Source organism: Methylobacterium currus (assembly GCF_003058325.1).
Classification (GTDB): Bacteria; Pseudomonadota; Alphaproteobacteria; order Rhizobiales; family Beijerinckiaceae; genus Methylobacterium; species Methylobacterium currus.
In genome coordinates, this window is record NZ_CP028844.1 from 31,763 (window position 1) to 54,185 (window position 22,423).

Here is a 22,423-nt window from a genome sequence, read left to right on the forward strand (position 1 = left end):
CACACCCCGAATGGAGCGGATCTTGCCCTACCAAGCCAAGTTGAGGGCTATCGAGGGCGCCGCTGTGACGGATCGAGACACTTCTTTCCCCTGGCGCAACAGAACGGGCGCCAGCACGGTCCCAGGCTGGGATGGAGCCTGCCCTGCGCCGCCCCAGCTGGCGGAGTTCATACACTTCTGTGAGCACCGGACGGGCCGAACGTTCCCGGAGTATCGGGACTTCGAAGCCTATGCGGTCGAGGAGTTTCGCGCGTTCTGGTCCCTGTTCCTCCGCTGGAGCCGGCTGCCGGTCTCAGGCAGCACCAGCCCCGTCTGTGACGGCGAGCTATGCGAGCGAGCCCGCTTCTTCCCCGACCTCCGGCTGAATTACGCCGAGGCCTTGCTCACTGGCCGGGACGGCCATGGGCCCGCGCTCACGGCCTGCCATCCGCACCGGCCGGACGAGGAGCTAAACCGGTCCGAGCTGTGCCGTCGCGTCACCGCTCTTGCGGGCGCGCTGCGTCGGCTCGGCATCCGGCCGGGCGACAGGGTTGCGGCGGTCGCGCGCAATAACGTCGAGGCGGTGGTGGCTGCCCTGGCCGCGGCGGCGATCGGGGCCGTGTTCTCGAGCTGTGCTCCCGACATGGGCGCGCACGCCATGCTGTCCCGGCTCGGCCCCGTCGCGCCCAGGCTGCTCCTCGCCCATCTGCGGCCGGAGCCCTGGGATACGGGCGTCCCGATCGCCGCCCGGGTGGCAGAGGTGGCCGGAGGGCTCAGCTCCCTGACCCACCTGATCGCGCTGGATGCGGGCGAACCCGCGTCCGGGATCGGGGTGCCGGTCCTGCGCTATGCCGACCTGATCTCGCAGGGGGACGAGGCCGAGTTCACCTGGGAGCGGTTCCCCTTCAACCACCCCCTGTTCATCATGTTCTCATCGGGCACGACCGGAGCGCCCAAGTGCATCGTGCACGGGGCCGGCGGCACCCTGATCGAGCACATCAAGGAGCATCGGCTCCACTGCGACATCCGGCCCGCGGAGACGATCTACTTCCACACCAGCTGCGCGTGGATGATGTGGAACTGGCAACTCTCCGCCCTCGCGAGCGGCGCGGAACTCGTTCTCTTCGATGGCCCAGTCCAGGGCCCGGACACCCTTTGGGCGCTGGTCGAGCGGCGGGCTGTCGCCGTGTTCGGCACCAGCCCGGCCTATCTTGAGCTTTGCGAGGGCGCGTCGTTCTCGCCGCGTGCCGCGTTCGACTTCACGGCGCTGCGCGCCATCTTGTCCACGGGATCAATCCTGCACGATCGCCAGTTCGATTGGGTCTGTGAGCACGTGAAAGCCGTCCCGCTTCAGTCTATCTCCGGCGGAACCGACATCATCGGCTGCTTCGTTCTCGGCAACCCGCTACTTCCGGTCCAACGCGGCGAGGCGCAGTGTCGGAGCCTCGGTCTCGACGTGCGGGCCCTCGCGGAGGACAGCGCCGGCATCGGCGAGCTCGTCTGCGCTAGCCCGTTCCCCTCCCGGCCCTTGGGGTTCCTTGGGGACACGGACGGGAGCCGCTTCCACGCCAGCTACTTCAGCCAAAATCCACCACTCTGGACGCACGGCGACTTGATTGCCTTCACCCCGGCCGGCGGAGCCCGGCTGCACGGGCGCTCGGACGGCGTGCTCAACATCCGCGGCGTCCGGGTCGGACCCGCCGAGATCCACGATATCTTGCGCGCGATGGACGAGATCGTGGAGGCGATGGCGGTCGAGCAGCGGGCGGAGGCCGCTCCGGGCGGCACGCAACTGGTCCTCCTCGTCGTGCTGCGGGAGGGCGCGACGCTGACCCCCGGACTGACCAAGCGCATCCGTTCGCGCCTGGCTGCAGATGGGTCGACGGCAATGATTCCGGCGCGATGTGTACAGGTCAGCGAGTTGCCGACGACGTTCAACGGCAAGCGCTCCGAAGCGGCGGCCCGGGACGCCGTGAATGGCCACGCGATACGCAACCTTGATGCGCTGGCCAATCCTGCATCGACTGACGCCATCCGCGACGCCATCAGACGGAATGGCGCGGTGGAGCACGAGCGCCCGACCGACGTGGTCGAGTCGCGCGCCAACATCCAGGTAGAGGGCGACCTGGAGAGGCTCCTCAAGGACATCACGTCCCGTCGGGTCGGCGTCCCGGTCAGCCTCGACGAGAGCCTGTTGGAGATTGGGGCCGACTCCCTCACGCTCCTCAAGCTGCTGATGGAGATCGAGGAGATGGCCGGCTGCGAGGTTGCCTTCGACGCGTTCCTCTCTGACCCAAGTGTGAGAGGCCTCAGCCGATTGATAAGGGGCGAGAGGGGGCACAGCTCAACGCATCCGGAAGAGCGGCCGGAGGTCCGACCCGTGCGGGATGAGGATGTTGAGGCCATCTGCCGCCTGCTGCAGGAAGGCTTCGGGAGCGGGAATGTCGGCCCCGGGGATTGGCGGCGGCTGTTCGAGCGTCCTTGGGCTAGCTCCGTTCCGACGACGGGGTTTGTTCTTACCATGGGATCAGAGATCGTGGGGTTCCTGGGAACGCTCTACTCACAGCGTCCCCTCGACGAGGAGGGAGCCTGCGTCTGCAATCTCACCTCGTGGTACGTGCGACCGGGTTACCGAGGCCAGGGCTCGCTCCTGCTCGCGGCCGCGACGAGGGACAAATCCGTCACTTACACGACCCTGACGCCCGGTCCCGAGACCACGGCCATGGTGGAAGCCTTAAACTTCCTACCTCTGAAGATGCGGCGGTTCTTCCTTCCCGGGCTCAACCTGGGGACGCTCCGGGCCGGTTCGCTCCGCTTCGACGACGACCCCCGGACCATCCGGAGTCTCCTCAGCGAGGTTGACCAGCGCATCTTCGACGATCATGCTGCTTACGACCTGCTGCACCTTGTCGTACGGGAGAATGGCGAACAGACCTACTTGATCTTGAAACGACGGCGGGTTCGGGCTGTGTGGTCGGTTCTTGTACCAGGTTCCGAGTTGCTCTACTGCAGCAATCCCGGCCTCCTCGTCCGTCACTTCGAGCGTATCAAGCTGGCCATCCTCATGCGCCAGCGAGCGGTGGTCTTCGCGGCGGATGAGGGTTTCGTTCCCGCGACGATCCGAGCCGCTCGGAAGGCGCGCGGCAACCGCTATCGGAGCTCATTGGCCGGCACGGCGCCCGAGCTGGACCTCCTCTATTCGGAGCTCGTCCTTCTGCCAATCTGACGCGCGACGAACCATCGTAGAGTGCCTCGTCGGCGATCTTCCTGTTGGAGGGGCATAGCGCACGGCTTGCTCCTCGCGCAGGTAGCACCGCACCGTGTTGCGCGACAGCCCGAGCTCGCGGGCGATCTCACGCACGCCCTTTTTCATGTCGATGAAAGACCTGGATCTCCAACGTCGCCTCCGGTCCCACCATCAGGCTCCCTCCACACGAGAAAGCCAGCCTAAAAGATCCTGGGGGGATGACGGCGAAAAACTGACGGGCAAGCCTCATCGAGCGTAGCAAGCGTATGATGGGCCGTGATGGCATGTGCTATGGTCGTGCTCGGTGAAGTGATTATAGAAGCCACGCGCATGGGCGCGGTGCTCGCACTGATGATATGAGTAGACACAGCCTATAAATTTTGGCCTATAGTGCACAAATTTGAACACACTTCCAACACTCAAACCTGAATGTTGTATCGCTCGAAATTTATCAATAGTGTTTGGCCTTGATCTCGCGTCCGATGCATAGCCGGCAGCCGGTGCGAGCATAATCACCGCCGTGCAGATCAAACATGCCCATCGCATCGCAGATCCTCCACGACCATACAATCAAATGCCAACATGTTGTTGTCAAGGGGCAATGTGAGGGTTGGGTAACGGCGTTGATGGTTCCCCGGATCTTGGTCTGGCCGAAGGGTGAGCCCCCGGATCTCATTCGGCGGCCTCTCGGGCCGCCGCCAAGGCAAACTCCTGGGGCGTCCGCCACTCCATAGCGGAGTGCCGCCGCACCGGGTTGTACAACCTCTCACCACAAGACCCATAGTACCGGCGCAGGCGACGATGGCGTCGTCGTCTATGGATGGCATCCGTGGGCCGGGCGCGCGGTCCGTGTCCATGACGTGATCGAGCGGGCAACCGGGACGGCAGCGCGCTGCACGCTGGCGGATGCGCCCATGGCGCGCTTGCAGGAGATCCAGGTCCGGATGCTCGATCCCGTCGGGACTGTCGGAAATTTCGTGTAGGGGCGGCCATAGTGGACCCCACGGAGGTTCCCGATGGCAAGACGCAAAGCACCCAGCATCCCTGACGCGATCCTAGACCAGCTGCTGGCCGGCGCTGATCCGAAGTCGGCGTTCGAGGCTGACGGCCTGCTGGACGAGCTGAAGAAGGCCTTGGCCGAGCGCGCCCTCAACGCCGAGATGGACCATCATCTGGCGAGCGAGGAGGCCGGCAACAAGCGCAATGGCTACGGTCGTAAGACAGTCACGACCGAGACCGGCCGGATCGAACTGTCGATCCCGCGCGACCGGCAGGCGACGTTCGACCCGCAGCTGATCGCCCGCTACCAGCGCCGCTTTCTCGGCTTCGACGACAAGATCGTGTCGATGTACGCCCGCGGCATGAGCACCCGGGAGATCGTCTCCCACCTGCGCGAGCTCTACGGGATCGAGGTCTCGCCCGACCTGATCAGCGCGGTGACCGACGCGGTGCTCGACGAGGTCGCCGCCTGGCAGGCCCGGCCGCTGGAACCGGTCTACCCGATCGTGTTCTTCGACGCCCTGCGGATCAAGGTGCGTGACGAGGGGGTGGTCCGCAACAAGGCCGTCCACATCGCGCTCGGCGTGCGCGCCGACGGATCCAAGGAGATCCTCGGCTTGTGGCTCGAGCAGAACGAGGGCGCCAAGTTCTGGTTGCGGGTCATGAACGAGCTCAGGAACCGCGGCGTCGAGGATGTACTCCTGGCGGTGGTCGACGGCTTGAAGGGCTTCCCCGACGCGATCCGGGCGGTGTTTCCCGAGGCGCTGGTCCAGACCTGCATCGTCCACCTGCTTCGCCACAGCCTCGACTTCGTCTCCTACAAGGACCGCAAGCTCGTGGCGGCCGCGCTGAAGGACATCTACCGCGCGCTCGATGCCGCCGCTGGCGAGGCGGCGCTGTCCGCCTTCGAAGCGGGCGAGTGGGGCCGGAAGTACCCGGCCATCGCCCAGAGCTGGCGACGAGCCTGGAGCGAGGTCGTCCCGTTCTACGCGTTCCCCGGCGAGGTGCGCCGGATCCTCTACACCACGAACGCCATCGAGGCTCTGAACGCTACGCTGCGCCGGGCTGTGCGCGCCCGCGGCCACTTCCCGACCGACGAGGCCTCGCTGAAGCTGCTCTACCTGGTCTTGAACCGCTCCGAGAAGGCGTGGACGATGGGTCCGCGTGAGTGGGTCATGGCCAAGGCGCAGTTCGCCGTCATCTTCGGCGAGCGCTTCACCCGGGCCATGGCGGCCTGATGTTCAACCCGCCGCCCCTACACGGAATTCCTGACAGTCCCAGGGTAGATCCTCGGCTTGGCTCACGTCCAGTCTGCATCGGGGCTCCATTGCGAGGGGACCAGGTCAGCCAGCATCCGACTCGTCGCATCGGACCCCAGTCGAGCCAGGGCGTGCCGCTGTGTCAATTCGGGCAGCGCAGCGTCGCGACGGGTCTCGATGCAGTCGCACCGAACGGCTACACAAGCGCCGCCCGATCGGCACCACCTACACATCTCCTTCAGCTCATGATCGCGTAATGCCCACCTTATCCGATCGCCAGCGCGTCGAACTCGCGATCCCAGCCTACCTCCTCTATGCGCTCACCGCCGCACCTGGCGTGTTCGTCCCGGCCGACCCGGACCTGGCAGCGCGAGCGGAGGCGGACATCACCGCACTCCGCGCCGACCTGCAGGCCGCTCTCCTCGAACCCTTCAGCGACCTCGTCCCGAAGAAGCAGCACGCCCTCCTGCGCCGGGTCGAGCGCATCGGGAAGGGTGTGATCACCGGATGGGGCAACCGGCCCGCGCTGAGCGTGATGCTGACGCTCTGGTACTTCCTGAAGGACCTGACCGACCGCGAGGTACTGATCCTGTGGGAGGGCTCTGCGATGGAGCGGGCGACGAGCCGGCTCCTACCGATGTTCGCCCACGGCTTCGACGAGCAGAAGCGGGATGCAGCGGCTCAGGAACAGGCCCGACAGCTGCTGGCCTGCCTACGGGCAGAAGGACTGTATAACTAATGGTACTGCTGGCCCAACCAGCGGCATCTCGTGCTCTAAGCATGATCTCCCGATCATCTACATTCTGTTCTGGGAATTTGCATACATCGAGTGATAAATGTATTATGATGTGACAGAAGAGGTATCTTGGCAGGAATTTCTCGATATTAATTAAGAGGCAATCCATGCATCAGAACACAAATACCAATAAAATTAAAAAAACGCAGAAATATTTTGGCCTAGTGATACACAATGGGACGTAATTTCCCCATTTTTACCTGCAAGTGGCGCCAACAGAAGCGACGATCGCCGATCTTTATCAGGAATAATCCAGGTTTCACTGAGTGGTTGTCGATGGCCAGACTTTCCAAAGGAATATGGGTCTCCAATCACAGTCTATCAACGCTTTCGACGTTGGGGACACCGATCGTTCTGGACGCGAATGCTGCAAGCTTTATCCCAAGCAGGATGGACTCAGGAAGCAAGCGCACTTGATCCTCTTGCACTTTCGCAATCTCGTCCAGTGCAGAAGGGACAGCGGATTGATAGGGCTTGGCGTCCGGATCGCGATCGATGGCTGGCGGAGCGAATGACCCAAATGCAACAAGTCAACTCAACAAAGACTACCTAGATTTTTTATATATTTAAAAATGTATCTATAATATAAAATATCATAAATTCGTGTTTATCAAAAATACAGGGCGGCTTTGCGCCGCCCTGTAAAAACTATATATCTATCATTATATCACCACTTATAGCTGACACTTGCGACGACACGGCGAGCATCGCCATAGAAGCAGGATACGGCTGACTGGCAGGACGAAACGAAGCGCCGATCGGCGATGTTTGTAGCGTTCAATGCAAGGCGCCAATTGTCAATGTTGTAGTGCACCTGCGCGTCAAACAGAACGTAGTCGGAGACTTTTAGCGTATTGGGCACGTCAGCAAAGGAACGCCCAACATAACGCACGCCGCCACCAAAACCGAAGCCGCGCAACTCGCCCACGGGGATCGTGTAGTCGAAGAAGGCCGAAGCGAAGGTCTCGGGAATGTTGACTGGGGTACGCCCAATCCGGGCCGGATCCGCGTCCTTCGTGGTGACGAGATCGTAGGTCGTGAAAGCCGCTACCGCGTTGAGCCCTTCAGCCAGGGTGACGTTGAGCTGAGCTTCGAAGCCGGTGGAGCGCTGTGAGCCGGACTGGATGCTGAAGAAGGCGTTGGCCGGATCCGGCACCAGCACGCCCTGGCGATTAATCTCGAAGCCGGCGAGCGTCAGGAAATAGCCCTGGCCCGGCGGCTCGAACTTCACGCCGCCCTCGATCTGGTTGCCGGTTTCGGGGCGGAAGCCCGCGCCACTGAAGGCGGTGCCGATCTGCGGCTGGAACGAAGTCGAGTAGCTGACATAGGGCGCAAGCCCAAAGTCAAAGTTGTAGATCAGGGCCGTCCGGTAGGTCAGTGCATTGTCACTGCGCCCGCCGGTGGGCGATGATGGCGTGAGCAAGTTGCGGGTGCGGTTGTCGGCGAAGTCCTGACGCAGGCCGAGCACTAAGCTCAGCTGGTCAGTGAGTTTGATTTGGTCCTGCGCGTACAGGCCGAGTTGGTTGAAGCTGTTCGCGTTGATGAGGTAGGGCGTCGGCGAGGCGACGCGTTGACCGTAGACCGGGAACAGAATGCTGAGATCTGGGCCCGGGAATGTCGATGCTTGATTGTCGTGCAGATTGTAGTTCTTGTAATCGAGACCGAGCAGCAGGTTGTGGCGGAAAAAGCCGTCGGAGAAGCGTGCCTCGGCCTGATTGTCGACCTGGAACAGGGCAGCCCGCGCGCTGTCCCGGAACTGATAGCGGCCCAGTCGCGTCTCGGCGGCGTCGCTGTATCCGAGCTGACCGATATAAGAGTTCTGGAAGCTATCGACGTAAGAGTAGCGCAGGTTCTGTCGGAAGGTCCAGGTCTCGTTGAAGGCGTGCTCGAACTCGTAGCCGATATAGGCTTGCTCGCGCCGGAAGGTGTTGAGGCCGACGTCGCCGACGTTGAGCGAGCGCGGGATGCGCAGACCTGAGAGGTTCGGCCGCACGGTTCCCGAATACGGCAGGAAGTTCGCCGTCACCGCAGCGTTGTCGTACTGAACGCTCGACAGAAAGGTGAACTTCGTCGCCCCATCCGGCTTGTAGGTGAAGGCTGGCGCGATATAGCCGCGGTCCTCCGGCGCGCCCTCGACTTGGTTGCCACCGACGCGCCCGCTGCCGGTCAGGCGATAGAACCAATGCCCGTCAGGACCCGCCGGACCGCCGAGGTCGAACGCGGTGTAGCCGAAGCCGCCCTGCCCGAAAGCGCCACCGCCAACCTCGATGTAGCGCAGCGGGTCGAGCGGAGGACGCTTGGTGACCTGGTTGATCAAGCCACCGGGGGTGCCAGCGCCGAACAGCACCGCAGCCGGGCCGCGCAGCACCTCAATACGCTCCAGGCCAAAGGTGTCGGTACGGAAATAGGCAAAACCGTAGTTCAGGAGCTGCAGGCCGTCACGGTAGAGACCATAGTCGCTCGCCACGAAGCCACGCAAGGTGAAGTAGTCGAGGCGGGAGTCTGCACCGAAAGTGCCTGAGTAAAGACCGGCTGCGTATTGCGTAGCCTGAGTAAGGGTTTGGGCCTTCTGCACATCGATCTGCTCACGGCCGACAACAGTGATTGATTGCGGCGTCTCGATCAGCGGAGTATTGGTCTTCGTTGCGGTGGCTGAGCGCGTCGCCACGAAGCCGTTCACCGGGCCAGTCGGGCTCTCAACCGCTCGAACAGGTGTGCCAGCCGGAACGGGCGAGACACCACCGTTCCCTTGCCCAGAGACGCTGATCTGTTCGAGTTGAATGGTCGCCTCGGCCGGTGGATTGGCCGTTCCGCGTCGTGGCGATGTTGCATCCTGAGCAGCAGCGGCGCCGGCAAGGCTGAGGAGCGACACGCCTGCGAGAGCGAGGCGCAAGGTCGCGCTTCGTTGGGGGCCTACACCCTGAGAGTTGCCGATCTTCATCTTACACCCCGCATGCACGCAAACACTGACAAGCCGAAGGCGCCAGTTTGGAATTGTGCTAAACTGTTGATCTTGCGCTATTTTTTGATGCCTAGAACGCCATCGTTTGGGGTGCAAGACAGCTTGGCAGCGATCCTGTGCATGTGACGATTGTGCAACGTGAGGATGAGGAGTTGGACTTCGCCCTCTGATGCCAATCAGCGGTAGTTTTTCGAGTAATGGCTCCCCGTCCCAGAGCATTGATTGTCAAACGGCATCGGAGCGCATCACAAACCGGGGGCAACCGGCTCGGGCCCTGGGGTAAGCCAAACGAGGGTCATGCTGCCCGCCCCGCTCTGAACCCGGGCCAGCGCCGCCGGAAGGCACCCTCCAGCTCGCCGTTGAGCACGCGCGTCCTGGCCTGGAGCGTGAGGTGCGCGCCGCGCCTGGTCCAGCGCATTGACTACCGTTTGGAGAACCGCTTGGCGACGACCTGGTTGATCGCGCTCTCCACGAAGCCTGACGAGATCCGCTCGCCCGCCCGGAAGCGTTCGCCATAGTCGACGACGCTGCCCGCGTTGCGGCGGATGTAGACCTGGAACTCGCGGACGGCGACGCCGAGCTTGTTCAAGCAGGCCCGGCGCTCGCCGTCGGCGTCGTCCAGCTCGGCCTCGACCTCGCCCTCGATCCAGCCGACCTCCATCTCCGCCTCGCGCGCGTGCCCGTTCCAGAGCAGGTGCTTGGCGCGCTCCAGCTCGGCCAGGCGGTCGTCGCGCCAGACGCCCTCGGCCGCGGCGCCCTTCACCATCTGCCCGAGCGCGCTCACGCGCATGGCGACGTGGAACCAGTCCAGCACGTGCTCGGCTTCCGGGCCGATGCGCTTGCCCAGCGTGCGCACGCTCTCGCCGCCGTCCGACAGCATGATCAGCTTCTGGTTGGGCCGGTAGCCCATCCCGCGCAGCATCTCGAACATGCGCCGGCGCGGCCGGTCGTCGAACGCCTGCACGAACGCGAAGCACCGGCCGGGCGGAACGGGAATATTCATGATGCCGTCCGACCCGGCGATGGCCCCGTCGCGCTCGAACGAGCCCAGGCCCTTGCCGGCGATCACCTCGAACCAGGAGCCCTCGCGGTCGCGGACGTAGCCGCCGTCGATGCCGACCACCACGGGCCCGTCCGGCTGCTCCATGTCGAACAGGTCGCGCTGGCACCCGTCGAAGTAGTCGCCTTCCTCGGGCCCGAGCTCCGCCTCCTCATGCTTGGCTACGGCGTGTAGGTGGCGGCGCACGCGCTCCGCCCCGATCGGGCGGTCGAGCGGCAGCAGCTCGCCCAGCATGCGCGCGGCCAGGCCGAAGGAGACGAGCGACGCCCAGCGCGTCTCCAGGTAGAGGAGCTCGGGCGTGGTGCGCTCGGGCAGCAAGGCGGCGAGCGGCGTTACGGTCGCACCCGCCCCTTCATCGCCGCCGCACGGACAGCGCCTCAGCCGCTCGGCCTGAACCACCTGCTCGCCGAAGGCGGTGCGCATCGCCAGCGGCCGGCGCTCCTTCAGCCCGCGAACGGTACCGCATGCCGGGCAGGCCCGGTGAGCGGCTTGCCACCGCTCGACCTGCGCGGCGACGAGCCGGGCCTGCACGTCGCGGAGCAGCGCGTGTGCCTCGGCGAGCGTCAGCCCGAGCGTCTCGGGCGCGAGCTCGTCCGGGCGGTCGATCACCGCGGCGGCACCTTGTTGATCTTCTCCGGCCGGAGGTCCGATCTCGACCTGTAAGGTGCAGCGCAGGGTCATGGCGACATCTCCTCGTTCGCCCCCGCCAGCGCCCGCATCCGCTCGTTCGCCGCTTTCCTGTCGAACGGCTCGCTGAGCCGCAGCCGCCGCTCCGACCGGCGCACAATGTCGTCCAGGTCGTCGAGGCGCTCCGGGTGGGCCTGTCGCAAACGCGAACCGACCCTCGTTTACGGGTCGGTAACCATACCTGCCCAGCCTGCCGCCTCCGCCTCGGAGCCGGCCCATGATCCTGAACGCTCTCGCCCTTAAGCTGAAGCGGCAAGCCCGTGGCGACTTCCGGGGCCGGCACTTCGAGGCCACCCTGATCGTCCAGGCCGTCTCCTGGTACCTGCGCTATGCCCTGAGCTACCGTGACATCGAGGAGATGCTCCTGGAGAGGGGCATGGAGGTGGATCACTCCACCATCAATCGCTGGGTGCTATCCTACGCGCCTGCCATCGAGCGGCGCCTGCGGCGGTTCCGCAAGCCGCATTGCGGGTCCGTGCGCGTCGACGAGACCTACATCAAGGTGCGGGGCCAGTGGCGCTACCTCTACCGGGCCATCGACAAGCATGGCGAGGCGATCGACTTCCTGCTCACGGCCAACCGCGACCTCGATGCCGCGAAGCGCTTCTTCCGCAAGATGCTACAGGACCAGCCGCTTCTCGCGCCCGATCGGATCGGCACCGACGGAGCCGGCCCGTACCCACCCGCCATCGCCGAGAGCCGCAAGGCGGGTCTGCTGCCGCGCACACCGACCCACTACGTCACCAAGCACCTGCAACAAGGGATCGAGAGCGACCATTTCCGAGTGAAGCGGGCGATGCCGCGGGTGGGCGGCTTCCGCTCGTTCGCCACGGCCCGGCGCACGATCCGGGGTTTCGAGGCCATGCTGTGGCTGCGCAAGGGCTTTGGGTTCGCGGGCGCGTGGAGCGTGCGGGAGCAGAACCAGCTGCTTGCCACCTGCTTCGGACTTCCCGTCGCGAACAAAGCGTGAAAGCGGGGGCGGTCAATCCCTTCTGCGGCCTGAAACCGAGTTTGCGACACGCCCAGATCCTGAGCCAGGGGGGCGTCGTGCCTGTCGGATCCCCTTCTGGATTGAGCGTCCTCCCCCGGCGCAGCGGATGTAAGGTCGGATAAAAGGTTCTGCCAATCGGGCTGCCAGAGAGGGCGAGCGTGCCCGGGATCGGAGGTCCCATGGGTGCGCTCGCCCGAGTCTTCATGCCGCCAGTGTGATCCTCCGCCAAGGCAGCCGGGACGGATGCACGTTCTGTAGAAATCGGACGATGTCGGATCGGCCATACAGGCGGCTATCTCGTGCGCCTATCAAGACGGTAGGAACACCTAATTCGTAGCTCAAGGTGCGTACGACTTTATCTCGGTCGGCGAAGCTGTCGATAACGCTATCGCGAACACTGACGACCGCGAAGTTGACGCCTTGCTCGCGGACAACAGCAACATCCCAAGTCGACATTAAACTCTCCATCAGAAGCAAGGATGGCTCGGCTCTACGCCGAGCCACGCATGTTCAGGCTGCGTGCAAGAGGTCTGAAGGCATCCATGTCGGACTGTTGTGCGATCCCTTCATGATTTCGATGCTTCTTTCGCAGTCTGATCTACGCTTATACCCTTCGCTGCTGACAGAAATTGCCAGTCCGTTGCTGGCGTGGTAGGTCCAGCGCCACTCGCCTTTGTTGTCTTTATACATCCAATAAGAAGGGAAGGGTCGGTTGCTCATAGCCGTGCCTTTCATGGCTCGTATGTGTAAGCCAGGCTTGACCAGAGGCATGCAGACGCCATTATAGCACCCGCTGTGATGCAGCCTGTCCCGCGCCTGGCTCAGAGTCATGCGGGTCGGAACTTCCGGGCCGTCGAGTCTAGCCACTCGACGGCCCTTCTAATTCCGTTGGTCAAATTTCTTTGCGCGTGTGATTACGCACGAAAAATAAAGATCGGTTTTTCAGGATTGTTCCTGATAGCTCTCCTCGTAGCGATTGCTTTCACCCAGATCTTCGGCCGTCTCAACCATGGCACCATCTACCATGTATCGGCCATAAGAAATTCTCTGTATATGCTTGCGGCGCGTTAGATAGCCGAGCGCGTTGTAAATTTCCTTAGGCTTTGCCTCGACGCCTGATTTTTCGATTGTCTTTTTTAGATCGTCAACTGTCCAAGTGCCGGTGCGTGGCATGAGTTGAACGACAACGCTGAGGACGTCGCCCGCGTTTGGAGTTCGGATTGGTCGGAGTGCGTCTGTAACTCGCCGCACGACGAGTTGCTTCTCGGCTGGAGAGAGAGTCTCCAGCAGGCTGAGAATGCCGCGGACCATTGAGTCCACGCGGAAGGCTGACGCCTCCTCGGCCGGGCTAGAGCGATGTTCCTGAGCAGCACCCATTCAAGGAGTATGACAGGCGCACAGTTCGCTGTCCACCCCTATGGATTGGCTTAACGGTTCACTAACCACGTTTGGCCCTCAGAGCACAAGGATCCTGCCTTGCCTGGGAGAGAGGGTGCGGCGAATTATCCACAGCCATTGTCGGATTTAGCATACTCCACGCCTTAGCTCGTGCACTTCGGTCCAATCGGGAGCGGGCCTCGCTTCACGGAGTAGCGAGATTTCATCCGCGAGATGCCCCCTCCGACGACAAGGCGGTAATCTGCGCATGGCGCTATTTGGTAGGCTGATTGCGCAAACCAGCTTCAAGTTCGTGACGGATTTGATCGCTATGGGATCTGGCCATCCGTGGCGCCCTTGGTTTCAGGCTTGATCGGCGCGCTCTTCGGCCTGCGGCACTTCAACCTGCTATTCGGGGTGATCTTCCTTTCGTATCAGCTCGGGTCATTCGCAGGCGCCTGGATGGGCGGTGTGATCCTGGACGCAACGGGATCTTACGGCTTTGCGTGGACGCTGCTCGTCGCCGTAAGCGCCTCGGCCACAGCGCTGCAATGGCCGATGGACCAACGCCCGCCAGGGGCATTGCGTCGGCGTAGGATGGCTGGTTCGGTACGCCCCTGCTGGCGCAGCTTCATCGCCACGAGGATTGATCGACGGGCAGGTCGCCGTGAGGGTCGTGCACGGTAAGCGCGTCGCCGCCCGTGAGATTGGCCGAGAACAGGACGAGATTGGTACCACCGGGCCGGCGCGTCGATGGGAACAGCAGGCCGCGTCGCCCCGCGGCGATCACGCCGTCCGCCAGGATCCACGATGGCGGGATACGCCTCTCGATGCGGGCGATGTGTTTCCAGTCCGCATTCCATGAGGCCCAATCGGGCGACCATGTCGCAGGGTCAAAATCGCCCGAGAAATCCACGATCTCGTCGGCCCTGACCTTGTAGGCTGCGAGCGTGGCAGGCGGCGCGATGGAAGCGCCTTGCTTCAGCTCGGCATAGGCGGTCTCGGGCTCCGTGCTGAGGTAGAGCGCTTCAATCCCCGGTCGGTTGAACCGGCCCCCGCCCGTCGCCGCACCTGCGCCGCTCAGGGGAAGATAGGACCAACGGGGTGTGAGGTACCGATAGAAGATCCGCTCCGCAGGGAACCGGGTGATGATCACCCGGATGCCCCGTTCCTCAGGTCTTCAAGGAAGGCCAGGACGGCCTCGAACTTGCCGTCGGAAACGAGTTCGGCTGCGGTTTTGCCACGATAGTCAAAGATCGGTTCATTCATGAACCAGTACTTGGCTTTCTCGATATCCCCAGTGAGTTGGCTGGCCGCGATGATGATCTTGATCATCTCGCGCAGGCGGGCTTGCAGGACCTCGGAGGCGGGGTTCGTACGTAGCGTGTTGCGGTGGACGCCGGCGAGACGCGCCAGGGTCATCTTGCTCATGCCTAAGCGCTCGGCGAAGCGCTCGGACGAGATGTAGGGTTTCCGTGGCTCCTGGAGCTCGTCCATGAACCGCGACACGAGGATCGCAGGGGCGTCCTCGCGAATAGCTGCACCAACACTCATCGCGACCACCTTACGCACTTTCAGTGCACTATATATGCACAGCTCGTCTTGCGGCAAAGGGGGGCGTTCGGTCGGCGATCGCCCATCCCTGTTCACCCGGAGCTCCGGCACCCGGACGAGCGCGGCGGCGTGAAATCGGAGCTCAGCGTCCTCGCCAGGGGCACGTGACGCCGGCACGCCCGCCCGAAGCGGGTGCGTTCAACGCAAGAGCCGTTCGTCTTCAACGCAATCGAGCGAGCCACGGCTCGGCTTTTCCCGTCTGATCTCCCGCGGATCGGCGCCACCCCGGCGACCGACCGCATGGAGGTCACGATGCGCACCAAGAGGATGTTCCCGCCCGGGGAGCGGCCGATGAAGACGTGGGAGGCGGCACACCGCCTCGGCGTCAGTGAGAGCTTCCTGAACAAGGCACGGGCCGCAGGTGCCGGTCCGGCCGCCTACGTCTTCGGCCGGTGCGTGGCCTACCGGGTCGCGGACGTGGAAGCTTACGCGGCAGCCCACCGCGTCGAGCCTGCCGTCGCGGTGGCTCCGGCCAGCGACGAGAGGGGGGCGTGATGGAGTTCGACCTCTACACGATTGCCCGCGTCACCCGGGGCGAGGTCTGCCGTGGCAAGGTGGTGTACGCCCCCGCACCCGGGCATTCCAAGCACGACCGGTCAATGGCGATCTCGATCGTCCCGGACTGCCCCGGGGGTCTGTTCGTCGGGCGTGTCGCAAAAATTTTGGCCGGAGAAAATTGTGCTCCCGGGAGAGTCCGCGCTCGATCCGATGGGGCGATCTCAGGGCCGCTAAACCGCCTCACCGACCCCTTTGAAGCGGCTAAGCAGGCCGTGGGCAGGCATCGTAACACCCGGTGCGGAGAAGATTATTTCGATCGTTGAGAGTTTGCGACACGCCCACTTCTTCCGCACCTTCATTCACGAGACCGGGCACGGCCTCGGCCTGAAGCACCCGCACGATTCCGGCTCGGGCGCGTTTTCGCCCAACTTCTTTCCGGGCATCGACCCGACGGACACCTCGGCCGAGCGGCAGCGCAGCCTCGGCGTGCTCGAGCTGAACCACATGTTCGGCTCGGTCATGTCGTACCTGCACGGCTACGAGTTCGACGACGAGGGCCATGTCGACGTCCAGCCGACCCGCCAGCGCCCGGTCGCCGACGACTTCTTCCTGGAGCACGGCTTCGCCGCCACGCCGATGGCCTACGACATCGCGGCGATCCAGTACCTCTACGGCGCCAACACCACCTACGCCAGCGGCGACGACGTCTACGTCCTGCCCGACAGCAACGACCCGGCGCCGTTCGTGCGCGGCGAGCCCAACGAGGCGGGCGTCCCCGAATCGATCGTCTACCAGCCCGACACGGCGTTCTGGTCCTGCATCTGGGACACCGGCGGCACCGACGAGATGCGCTACGACGGCAACCGCAACGCCATCCTCGACCTCACCGCCGCGACCCTCGACCAGAGCGCGACCGGCTACGGGGTCTTGAGCTACGCGGCCTTCATCGGTGGCGGCTACACCATCGCCAACGGCGTCGTGATCGAGAACGCCACCGGCGGCGGGGGCAACGACCTCATCACCGGCAACGCGGTCGCCAACCTGCTCGTGGGCCGGGGCGGCAACGACACGCTGGTCGGCGGGGCCGGGGCCGACCGGCTGTCGGGCGGGGCCGGCGCCGACGTCTACCGGGGCACGGCCGCCGACCTCGACGGCGACACGATCCTCGAATTCGACAAGACCGACACCGTCGAGGTCCAGGGCCTGGTGAGCGCGGCGAGCCTCGACGGCGAGACCCTGAGCTTCGTCGTCGACGGCGTGACCCACCGGATGACGATCAACGGCGCGACGGCTGTTCCGGTCTCGGTCACCGCCAAGGCGGACGGCGTCTCGACGATCCGCTTCTCGTCCAATGCGGCCGCCTTCGGCGACGTGGTGCGCGATCTCGCCGGGGCCGGCGGTCAGGTCTACGCGGCCTACGACGCCGTGTTCGGCCGCGACGCGACGGGCCTCGAGCTGGAGCGCGGCGCCGCCGCCCTCGGCGGGGGGACCTCGCTCGCCGCGCTGGCGACGTCGCTCCTCGCCTCGCCGGAGGGACAGGCCCTCTACGGGTCGCTCGACAACGCCGCCTTCGTGAACCAGCTCTACCAGACCGGGCTCGGCCGCGCCGCCGATCCGCAGGGGGCGGCGGGCTGGGTCGCGTTCCTCGATGCCGGTGGCGCGCGCGGCGAGGTGGTGGCGGGCTTCGCGCTCTCGACCGAGAACGCCGCGCAGCTGGCGCCTGAACTCGCCGTCGGGGTGTTCGTTCCGGATGCGGAGGCCGCCGCGGTGGCGCGTCTCTATCATGGGCTGCTCGGCCGGGCGCCGGATGCAGCGGGCCTGGCAAGCTGGACCGCCTCTCTCGAGGGGGGCGCCACGCTCACCAGCGTGGCCGACGCGTTCCTGATCTCGGGCGAGTACCAGGCGCGCTCGCCGGGCCTGAGCAACACCGCCTTCGTCGATGCGCTCTACAACGACGCCCTCGGCCGCACGCCCGACACCGCGGGCGCGGTGGGCTGGAACCTCGAACTCGCCGGCGGGGCCTCCCGCGCCACCGTGGCGATCGGCATCGCCGAGAGCGCGGAGGCGGCCCAGCACCTCGCCGGTGCGATCGAGCAATCCTACACCCTGGCGAGCTGACGCGACACGGACGGCCGGGCGGGGGACCGCCCGGCCGTCACCTTTCCGCCGCGAGCCGGCGGAGATCTGTTCGGACCTGCGCGATCACCGGGTCCCATGCGCCCGGCGCCGGCTGGCGGACGATCCGCATCGAGGGGTACCAGGGCGTCGTCGCGCCGGTGCCGCCCCAGCGCCAGCAGGTGTCGAACCGGTTCATGAGCCAGGCCGGGCGGCCGAGGGCGCCGGCGAGGTGGAGCACGGCCGTGTCGACGCCGACGACGAGGTCGAGCGCCGCGACGAGGGCGGCGGTGTCGGTCAGATCGGCGAGGCGCGGGGCGGCGTCGAGGATCGGCAGGCCGGTCTCGGCGATCTGCCGGGCCGCCGGCCCGACCTGGAGCGACACCAGGCGCAGGCCCGGCACGTCGGCGAGAGACGCGAGCCGCCCCAGGGGGAGCGAGCGGCGGGCATCCGCCGCCATGGTCGGATCGCCTGCCCAGACGAGCCCGACCCGCAGCCCGTCGAGGACCCCGAGCTCCCGGCGCCAGGCCTCGGTCTTCCCCGCATCCGCCCGCAGATAGGGCGCGGAGGGGATGGTCGTCTCGGTGATGCCGAGGCGGGCCGGCAGGCTCATCAGCGGCAGGGCGAGATCGTCCTCCGACCCGTCCGCGTCCGAGCCCGTCACCTCGACATTCCGCGCGACGTCCGAGTCGCGCAGGAGCCCGGCCAGGGCCGCCGGCACCGCGAGGCGAAGCCGGGCGGCGCCGGCGACCAGCGGCACGAAGCGGCAGAACTGGATGGTGTCGCCGAGCCCCTGCTCGGCGTGGAGCAGGAGCCGGCGCCTGCCTAACGGCTCGCCGCGCCAGGGCGGGCAGGCGAGGGGACGCCGGCGCCCGCGCCAGGCGGTCGCGGCCCAGCGCGCCTCGTGGCGGCACCAGCCCTCGGCGTGGCGGCCCGCCTGCAGCAGCACGAAGCTGAGATGCACGGCCGCGTCGGCATCCTGCGGCCGCAGGCGCAGCGCCGACCGCAGCGTCGCCTCCGCCTCGTCGAGCCGGCCCCGGTTGCGCAGCACGTCGCCGAGGGAGGAGAGCGCCTCGACGGAATCAGGCCGCAGCCGCAGGGCCTCGCGCAGGGCCGCCTCGGCCGCCTCGAACCGGCCGAGGAGCGCAGAGGCGATGCCGATGCCGAGATGTGCCTCGGGGAGGTGCGGGGCGAAAGCCCCCGCGCGCTCATAGGCCGCCAGTGCCGCCTCGGGCCGGCCGGAAGTGGCGTGCAGGCTGCCGAGTTCGAGGGCGCTGCCGGCATCGGCCGGATCGAGGCGCAAGGCCTCGTCGAGGTGGCGGACGGCCTCCTCGCGGGCGCCGAGGCCCGAGAGCGCGAGCCCGAGCCCGCGATGCGCCGCCGGCTCGTGGCCGAGCGCCGCGCGAAAGCACGCGGCGGCCGGCGCGAATTCGCGCCTCCCGAGCAGGAGCCCGCCGAGACCCAGGAGGGCGAAGGCGTCGTCGGGCGCGTGGGCGAGGGCCTGGCGGTAGCTGCGCTCGGCGGCCCGCTTGCGGCCGCAGGCGTTCAAAGCGGCGCCGAGGCGCGCGTGGGTCCGGGCATGGTCCGGCCGCAGCCGGACCGCCTCCCGGAAGGCCCGTGCCGCCTCGTCCGGCCGGGCGAGCCGGAGCAGCAGCAGGCCAAGCTCGGCATGCAGCGGCGCCGCGAGGGGGTTGCGGGCGAGGGCGGCGCGCAGCGGGGGCTCGGCCTCGCCGAGGCGCCCGGTCGCCACGAGGGTGCCGGCGAGCGCCGCGCTCGCCCGCCCGTCGCCGGGCTCCAGCGCCAGGGCGGCGCGGAAGCAGCGTTCGGCCTCTGCCGGCCGGCCGGTCCGCACGAGGTCGGCGCCGCGCCGCAGCCAGGCCTCGACGTCGCCCGGTGTCGCGGTCACGGTCACGCCGCTCCCGTCCGGTCGGCGAGCCGCCCGAGCGTCGCCGTCGTGGAGTGCCCGTCGAGGAGCGGTACGAGCACGACCGCCCCGCCGCGGGAGCGCACGAGGTCGCCGCCGATCACGGCGTCGAGGCGGTAATCGGCCCCCTTGACCAGGATGTCGGGCCGGATCGCCTCGATCACGGCGAGCGGGGTGTCTTCGGGGAACAGCACGACGGCATCGACCCCGGTGAGGCCCGCGAGGAGGCGGGCCCGGTCGGCCTCCGGCTGGACCGGCCGCGCCGGGCCCTTGAGGCGTCGCACCGACGCGTCGTCGTTCACCGCCACGATCAGCCGGTCGCCGCGTGCCCGCGCCTGGGTGATCAGGTGAAGATGGCCGGGATGCAGGAGGTCGAAGCAGCCGTTGGTCAGGACGACCCGCGCTCCCCGTCCCCGCCACTCCGCTGCCGCGGCGGCGGCCTCGGCGAGGCTCATCACCCGCCCGCCCGCGGCGGCGGTCGGGGCGAGCGCCTGCCGCAGGGACTCCGCCCCGACCGCCGTCGTCCCGACCCGGGCGACCGCGAGCCCCGCCGCCCGGTTGGCGAGGCGCGCGGCCAGGACGAGGTCGTCGGACGCGGCGAGGGCCAGGACGGCCACCACCGTGTCCCCGGCGCCCGACACGTCGTAGACCTCCCGGGCCTCGGTCGGCAGGTGGGTCGCGCGGCCGGACCGGTCGAGCACGGTCATGCCGTGCGCGCCGCGGGTCAGCACGACCGCCCCGCCGGTGAGCCGCTCAAGCGCCCGCGCCGCCGCCTCGACCTCGGCATCGCTGCCGACGGGGAGACCGGTGACGGCGGCGGCCTCGGCGGCGTTCGGGGCGATCACGTCGATGCCGGCATAGAGCGCGAGGGTCGCGGGCTTGGGATCGGCGACGATCGCGACGCCGCGGCGGCGGGCGAGCGCGCAGGCCGCGCGGATCACGGCCGGGCTCAGCACGCCCTTGGCGTAGTCGCTGAGCACGAGGGCGTCGGCGCGCCTCAGCGCGGAATCGAGCCGCCCGAGGAGCGCGGTCGCGACCGTCTCCGGCACCGGGTGCACGTCCTCCGCATCGACGCGCAGGAGGTGCTGGGCGCCGGCGACGAAGCGCGTCTTCTCGGTGGTGCGGCGCGTCGGGTCGATCACCAGCGCGCTATCCGGCCCGATCTCGCGCTGCGCCCGCTCGGCGAGCGCCCGTCCGGCCGCGTCGTCGCCGACGACGCTCACCAGGGTCGCCCGGCCCCCGAGGCTCACGGCGTTGCGGGCCACGTTGGCGGCGCCGCCCAGGGCCGAGACGGTCCGGCGCAGGGCGAGCACCGGCACCGGCGCCTCCGGCGAGAGGCGCGCGACGTCGCCGCCGACCAGGTGATCGAGCATCGCGTCGCCGAGCACGACGACGTGCCGTCCGGCCAGGCGCCCGAGCAGCCCGGCGATTCCGCCTTCCGACTCGGTGCTCACGCGCAGACCCTTCCGACATCGTCGCTCGCGCGCTGGCGCTCTCGCCAGAGCCGCGTCACGGTCCGGGCGGCATCCCGGAACGACGGCACCGCGAGGCTGCCGGATCGCGCGGCCTCGGGCGCCCGCGACACCAGGATGCCGGTGCCGCCGACGCGGGTCGCGAGGTCGACATCCGAGGACTTGTCGCCGATGACGAAGCAGCCCGCCGGGTCGCATGCGAGGTCGCGGCAGGCGGCCTCGACCAGGCCCGGGGCCGGCTTGCGGCAGCGGCAGCCATCCTGCGGCCCGTGCGGGCAGAGGTACCAGCCGTCGAGATGCAGCCCCTCGCGGGCGAGCTGCCGGTCGACCTCGGCATGGACCGCCGCGACCGCGGCCGGGGTGAAATAGCCCCGCGCGATGCCGGACTGGTTCGTCACCACGGCGATGCGGGCGCGGGCGCCGCGCAGGTGATGCAGCCCCTCGGCCACGCCGTCCTCGAGCGTCACCCCCGCCGGATCCCCGAGATAGTGCCGCTCGACGATCAGGGTGCCGTCCCGGTCGAGGAAGACGAGCGGTCCGGCCACCGGCGGACCGGCCTCAGCGCGGACGGTCATCGTCGAGTTCCTGCTCGATCTCCCCGCACAGGATGTGCCCGAGGAGCAGATGGACCTCCTGGATCCGGGGCGTCTCGCAGCTCGGGACCGCCACGACGTGGTCGCACAGGGACCGAAGCTCGGCCGCGGCCTCGCCCGTCCAGCCGATGGTCGCGAGGCCGGCGCGCCGGGCCGTGCGCAGGGCGGCGAGCACGTTCGGGCTGCGGCCGGAGGTGGTGAGCCCGAGGGCGACGTCGCCGGGCCGCCCGAGCGCCTCGACCTGGCGGGCGAAGACCTGCTCGAAGCCGAGATCGTTGCCGGCCGCGGTCAGCGCCGAGGCGTCGGTGGTCAGCGCCAGCGCCGCGATCCCACCCCGGCGCCGGCCGAACCCGATCGTCAGCTCGCTCGCGATGTGCTGCGCATCCGCGGCGCTGCCGCCATTGCCGAACAGCAGGAGCTTGCCGCCGCCCCGCAGCGCCCGCAGGCAGGCGGCCGTGACCGCCGCCATCGGCGGGCCGAGGAGCGCCGCGGATCGCGCCGCGACGGCGAGATGGGCCGCGAAGCCGATCTCGAAACGGGTCTCGGGGAGTGGGGGGAGGGGCGTCGGCATCCCTGGCCTGCTCGGGGCCTCCGGGCGACGGTGGGACCGCCGAAGGCTGTTAGATCTCGGGAGTGTGTCAGATCCCGCGACCCTGTGCGAGCCTCGCTGCGGCGGCCGGGGCCGTGTTTCCCCGCGGCGGTCAGGACGGCAAGGTCCAGCCGGCATCACGGTACGCCGGTGCCGTCTCGTGTCCTCCGTCGAGGCCGGTCGACATCGGGGATGGCATTGTTGCGGCGATGGACGACGGCGTGACCGGTCGGAACGAGGACTTCCGGCACAGGTGATGAC

Annotated in this window: 18 protein-coding genes; 7 read left to right on the forward strand and 11 right to left on the reverse strand. The window is 67.0% G+C overall.

From position 1 onward, the window contains the following. The first annotated feature begins 22 nt into the window (after positions 1-22). From DA075_RS30265 to DA075_RS38685, 4 genes are all read left to right on the forward strand, one after another. On the forward strand, positions 23-3,205 hold the full coding sequence (locus DA075_RS30265) for an acetoacetate--CoA ligase (protein WP_164712563.1): 3,183 nt from the start codon (positions 23-25) through the stop codon (positions 3,203-3,205). Positions 3,206-4,242: 1,037 nt separating this feature from the next. Next, a complete protein-coding gene (locus tag DA075_RS30280; protein ID WP_091890541.1) occupies positions 4,243-5,463 on the forward strand; it encodes an IS256 family transposase in 1,221 nt (406 codons plus the stop codon). A gap of 277 nt (positions 5,464-5,740) precedes the next feature. Further along, complete coding sequence (locus DA075_RS30285; protein WP_091890543.1) at positions 5,741-6,223, forward strand: hypothetical protein; 483 nt, start codon at positions 5,741-5,743, stop codon at positions 6,221-6,223. A 208-nt stretch (positions 6,224-6,431) separates the two neighbouring features. After that, on the forward strand, positions 6,432-6,833 hold the full coding sequence (locus DA075_RS38685; RefSeq protein ID WP_099956903.1) for a transposase: 402 nt from the start codon (positions 6,432-6,434) through the stop codon (positions 6,831-6,833). A gap of 114 nt (positions 6,834-6,947) precedes the next feature. On the opposite strand, the gene DA075_RS30295 is transcribed toward DA075_RS38685, so the two are convergent. The 3 genes from DA075_RS30295 to DA075_RS36865 form a co-directional block, all read right to left on the reverse strand. Then, entirely contained in the window at positions 6,948-9,221 is a 2,274-nt protein-coding gene (locus DA075_RS30295; protein WP_099956904.1) for a TonB-dependent siderophore receptor, read from the reverse strand. Positions 9,222-9,663: 442 nt separating this feature from the next. Next, positions 9,664-10,983, reverse strand: a complete 1,320-nt coding sequence (locus DA075_RS30300) for an ISKra4 family transposase (protein ID WP_091890549.1) — start codon at positions 10,981-10,983, stop codon at positions 9,664-9,666. After that, positions 10,980-11,132: a hypothetical protein gene (locus DA075_RS36865; protein WP_164712564.1), complete on the reverse strand. Its 153-nt coding sequence runs from the start codon at positions 11,130-11,132 to the stop codon at positions 10,980-10,982. The genes DA075_RS30300 and DA075_RS36865 overlap by 4 nt, the downstream gene beginning before the upstream one ends. 74 nt (positions 11,133-11,206) lie before the next feature. On the opposite strand from DA075_RS36865, the gene DA075_RS30305 reads away from it, so the two are divergent. Then, the gene (locus DA075_RS30305; RefSeq protein WP_091890552.1) at positions 11,207-11,959 is read left to right on the forward strand and encodes an IS6 family transposase; all 753 of its coding nucleotides are present in this window, start codon (positions 11,207-11,209) and stop codon (positions 11,957-11,959) included. Between the two features lie 531 nt (positions 11,960-12,490). Here DA075_RS30305 and DA075_RS38450 read toward each other — a convergent pair. The 4 genes from DA075_RS38450 to DA075_RS30320 form a co-directional block, all read right to left on the reverse strand. Next, entirely contained in the window at positions 12,491-12,811 is a 321-nt protein-coding gene (locus tag DA075_RS38450) for a YegP family protein (protein ID WP_338068033.1), read from the reverse strand. A gap of 111 nt (positions 12,812-12,922) precedes the next feature. Beyond that, complete coding sequence (locus tag DA075_RS36170; protein ID WP_123834513.1) at positions 12,923-13,300, reverse strand: hypothetical protein; 378 nt, start codon at positions 13,298-13,300, stop codon at positions 12,923-12,925. A gap of 688 nt (positions 13,301-13,988) precedes the next feature. Then, complete coding sequence (locus DA075_RS30315; protein WP_091890558.1) at positions 13,989-14,513, reverse strand: RES family NAD+ phosphorylase; 525 nt, start codon at positions 14,511-14,513, stop codon at positions 13,989-13,991. Next, positions 14,510-14,911, reverse strand: a complete 402-nt coding sequence (locus tag DA075_RS30320; protein ID WP_091890648.1) for a hypothetical protein — start codon at positions 14,909-14,911, stop codon at positions 14,510-14,512. The genes DA075_RS30315 and DA075_RS30320 overlap by 4 nt, the downstream gene beginning before the upstream one ends. Before the next feature lie 312 nt (positions 14,912-15,223). Between DA075_RS30320 and DA075_RS30325 the strand changes: the two genes are divergently transcribed. Both DA075_RS30325 and DA075_RS30330 read left to right on the forward strand, forming a co-directional pair. After that, positions 15,224-15,466, forward strand: coding sequence for an AlpA family transcriptional regulator (locus DA075_RS30325; protein WP_123834516.1), 243 nt, complete (start codon positions 15,224-15,226; stop codon positions 15,464-15,466). A gap of 330 nt (positions 15,467-15,796) precedes the next feature. Continuing rightward, positions 15,797-17,587, forward strand: coding sequence for a DUF4214 domain-containing protein (locus DA075_RS30330; RefSeq protein ID WP_099956905.1), 1,791 nt, complete (start codon positions 15,797-15,799; stop codon positions 17,585-17,587). A 37-nt stretch (positions 17,588-17,624) separates the two neighbouring features. On the opposite strand, the gene DA075_RS30335 is transcribed toward DA075_RS30330, so the two are convergent. From DA075_RS30335 to DA075_RS30350, 4 genes are read right to left on the reverse strand one after another with little or no spacing between them, the layout of a single operon-like run. Beyond that, entirely contained in the window at positions 17,625-19,490 is a 1,866-nt protein-coding gene (locus DA075_RS30335; RefSeq protein ID WP_164712565.1) for a tetratricopeptide repeat protein, read from the reverse strand. Positions 19,491-19,492: 2 nt separating this feature from the next. Then, entirely contained in the window at positions 19,493-20,962 is a 1,470-nt protein-coding gene (gene rfaE2, locus DA075_RS30340) for a D-glycero-beta-D-manno-heptose 1-phosphate adenylyltransferase (RefSeq protein ID WP_244936681.1), read from the reverse strand. Further along, the gene (locus tag DA075_RS37880; RefSeq protein WP_099956907.1) at positions 20,959-21,555 is read right to left on the reverse strand and encodes a D-glycero-alpha-D-manno-heptose-1,7-bisphosphate 7-phosphatase; all 597 of its coding nucleotides are present in this window, start codon (positions 21,553-21,555) and stop codon (positions 20,959-20,961) included. The genes rfaE2 and DA075_RS37880 overlap by 4 nt, the downstream gene beginning before the upstream one ends. Continuing rightward, positions 21,539-22,144 carry an SIS domain-containing protein gene (locus tag DA075_RS30350; protein ID WP_099956908.1) on the reverse strand — a complete coding sequence of 202 codons (606 nt, stop codon included), beginning with the start codon at positions 22,142-22,144 and terminating at the stop codon, positions 21,539-21,541. The genes DA075_RS37880 and DA075_RS30350 overlap by 17 nt, the downstream gene beginning before the upstream one ends. Positions 22,145-22,423: the final 279 nt, after the last annotated feature.

Bases quoted from the DNA above. Each gene is read 5' to 3' on its own strand.
- DA075_RS30280 (WP_091890541.1), top strand. From the start codon at position 4,243: ATGGCAAGACGCAAAGCACCCAGCATCCCTGACGCGATCCTAGACCAG.
- DA075_RS30285 (WP_091890543.1), top strand. From the start codon at position 5,741: ATGCCCACCTTATCCGATCGCCAGCGCGTCGAACTCGCGATCCCAGCC.
- DA075_RS30295 (WP_099956904.1), bottom strand. From the start codon at position 9,221: ATGAAGATCGGCAACTCTCAGGGTGTAGGCCCCCAACGAAGCGCGACC.
- DA075_RS30300 (WP_091890549.1), bottom strand. From the start codon at position 10,983: ATGACCCTGCGCTGCACCTTACAGGTCGAGATCGGACCTCCGGCCGGA.
- DA075_RS30305 (WP_091890552.1), top strand. From the start codon at position 11,207: ATGATCCTGAACGCTCTCGCCCTTAAGCTGAAGCGGCAAGCCCGTGGC.
- DA075_RS38450 (WP_338068033.1), bottom strand. From the start codon at position 12,811: ATGACTCTGAGCCAGGCGCGGGACAGGCTGCATCACAGCGGGTGCTAT.
- DA075_RS30320 (WP_091890648.1), bottom strand. From the start codon at position 14,911: ATGAGTGTTGGTGCAGCTATTCGCGAGGACGCCCCTGCGATCCTCGTG.
- DA075_RS30325 (WP_123834516.1), top strand. From the start codon at position 15,224: ATGCGCACCAAGAGGATGTTCCCGCCCGGGGAGCGGCCGATGAAGACG.
- DA075_RS37880 (WP_099956907.1), bottom strand. From the start codon at position 21,555: ATGACCGTCCGCGCTGAGGCCGGTCCGCCGGTGGCCGGACCGCTCGTC.
- DA075_RS30350 (WP_099956908.1), bottom strand. From the start codon at position 22,144: ATGCCGACGCCCCTCCCCCCACTCCCCGAGACCCGTTTCGAGATCGGC.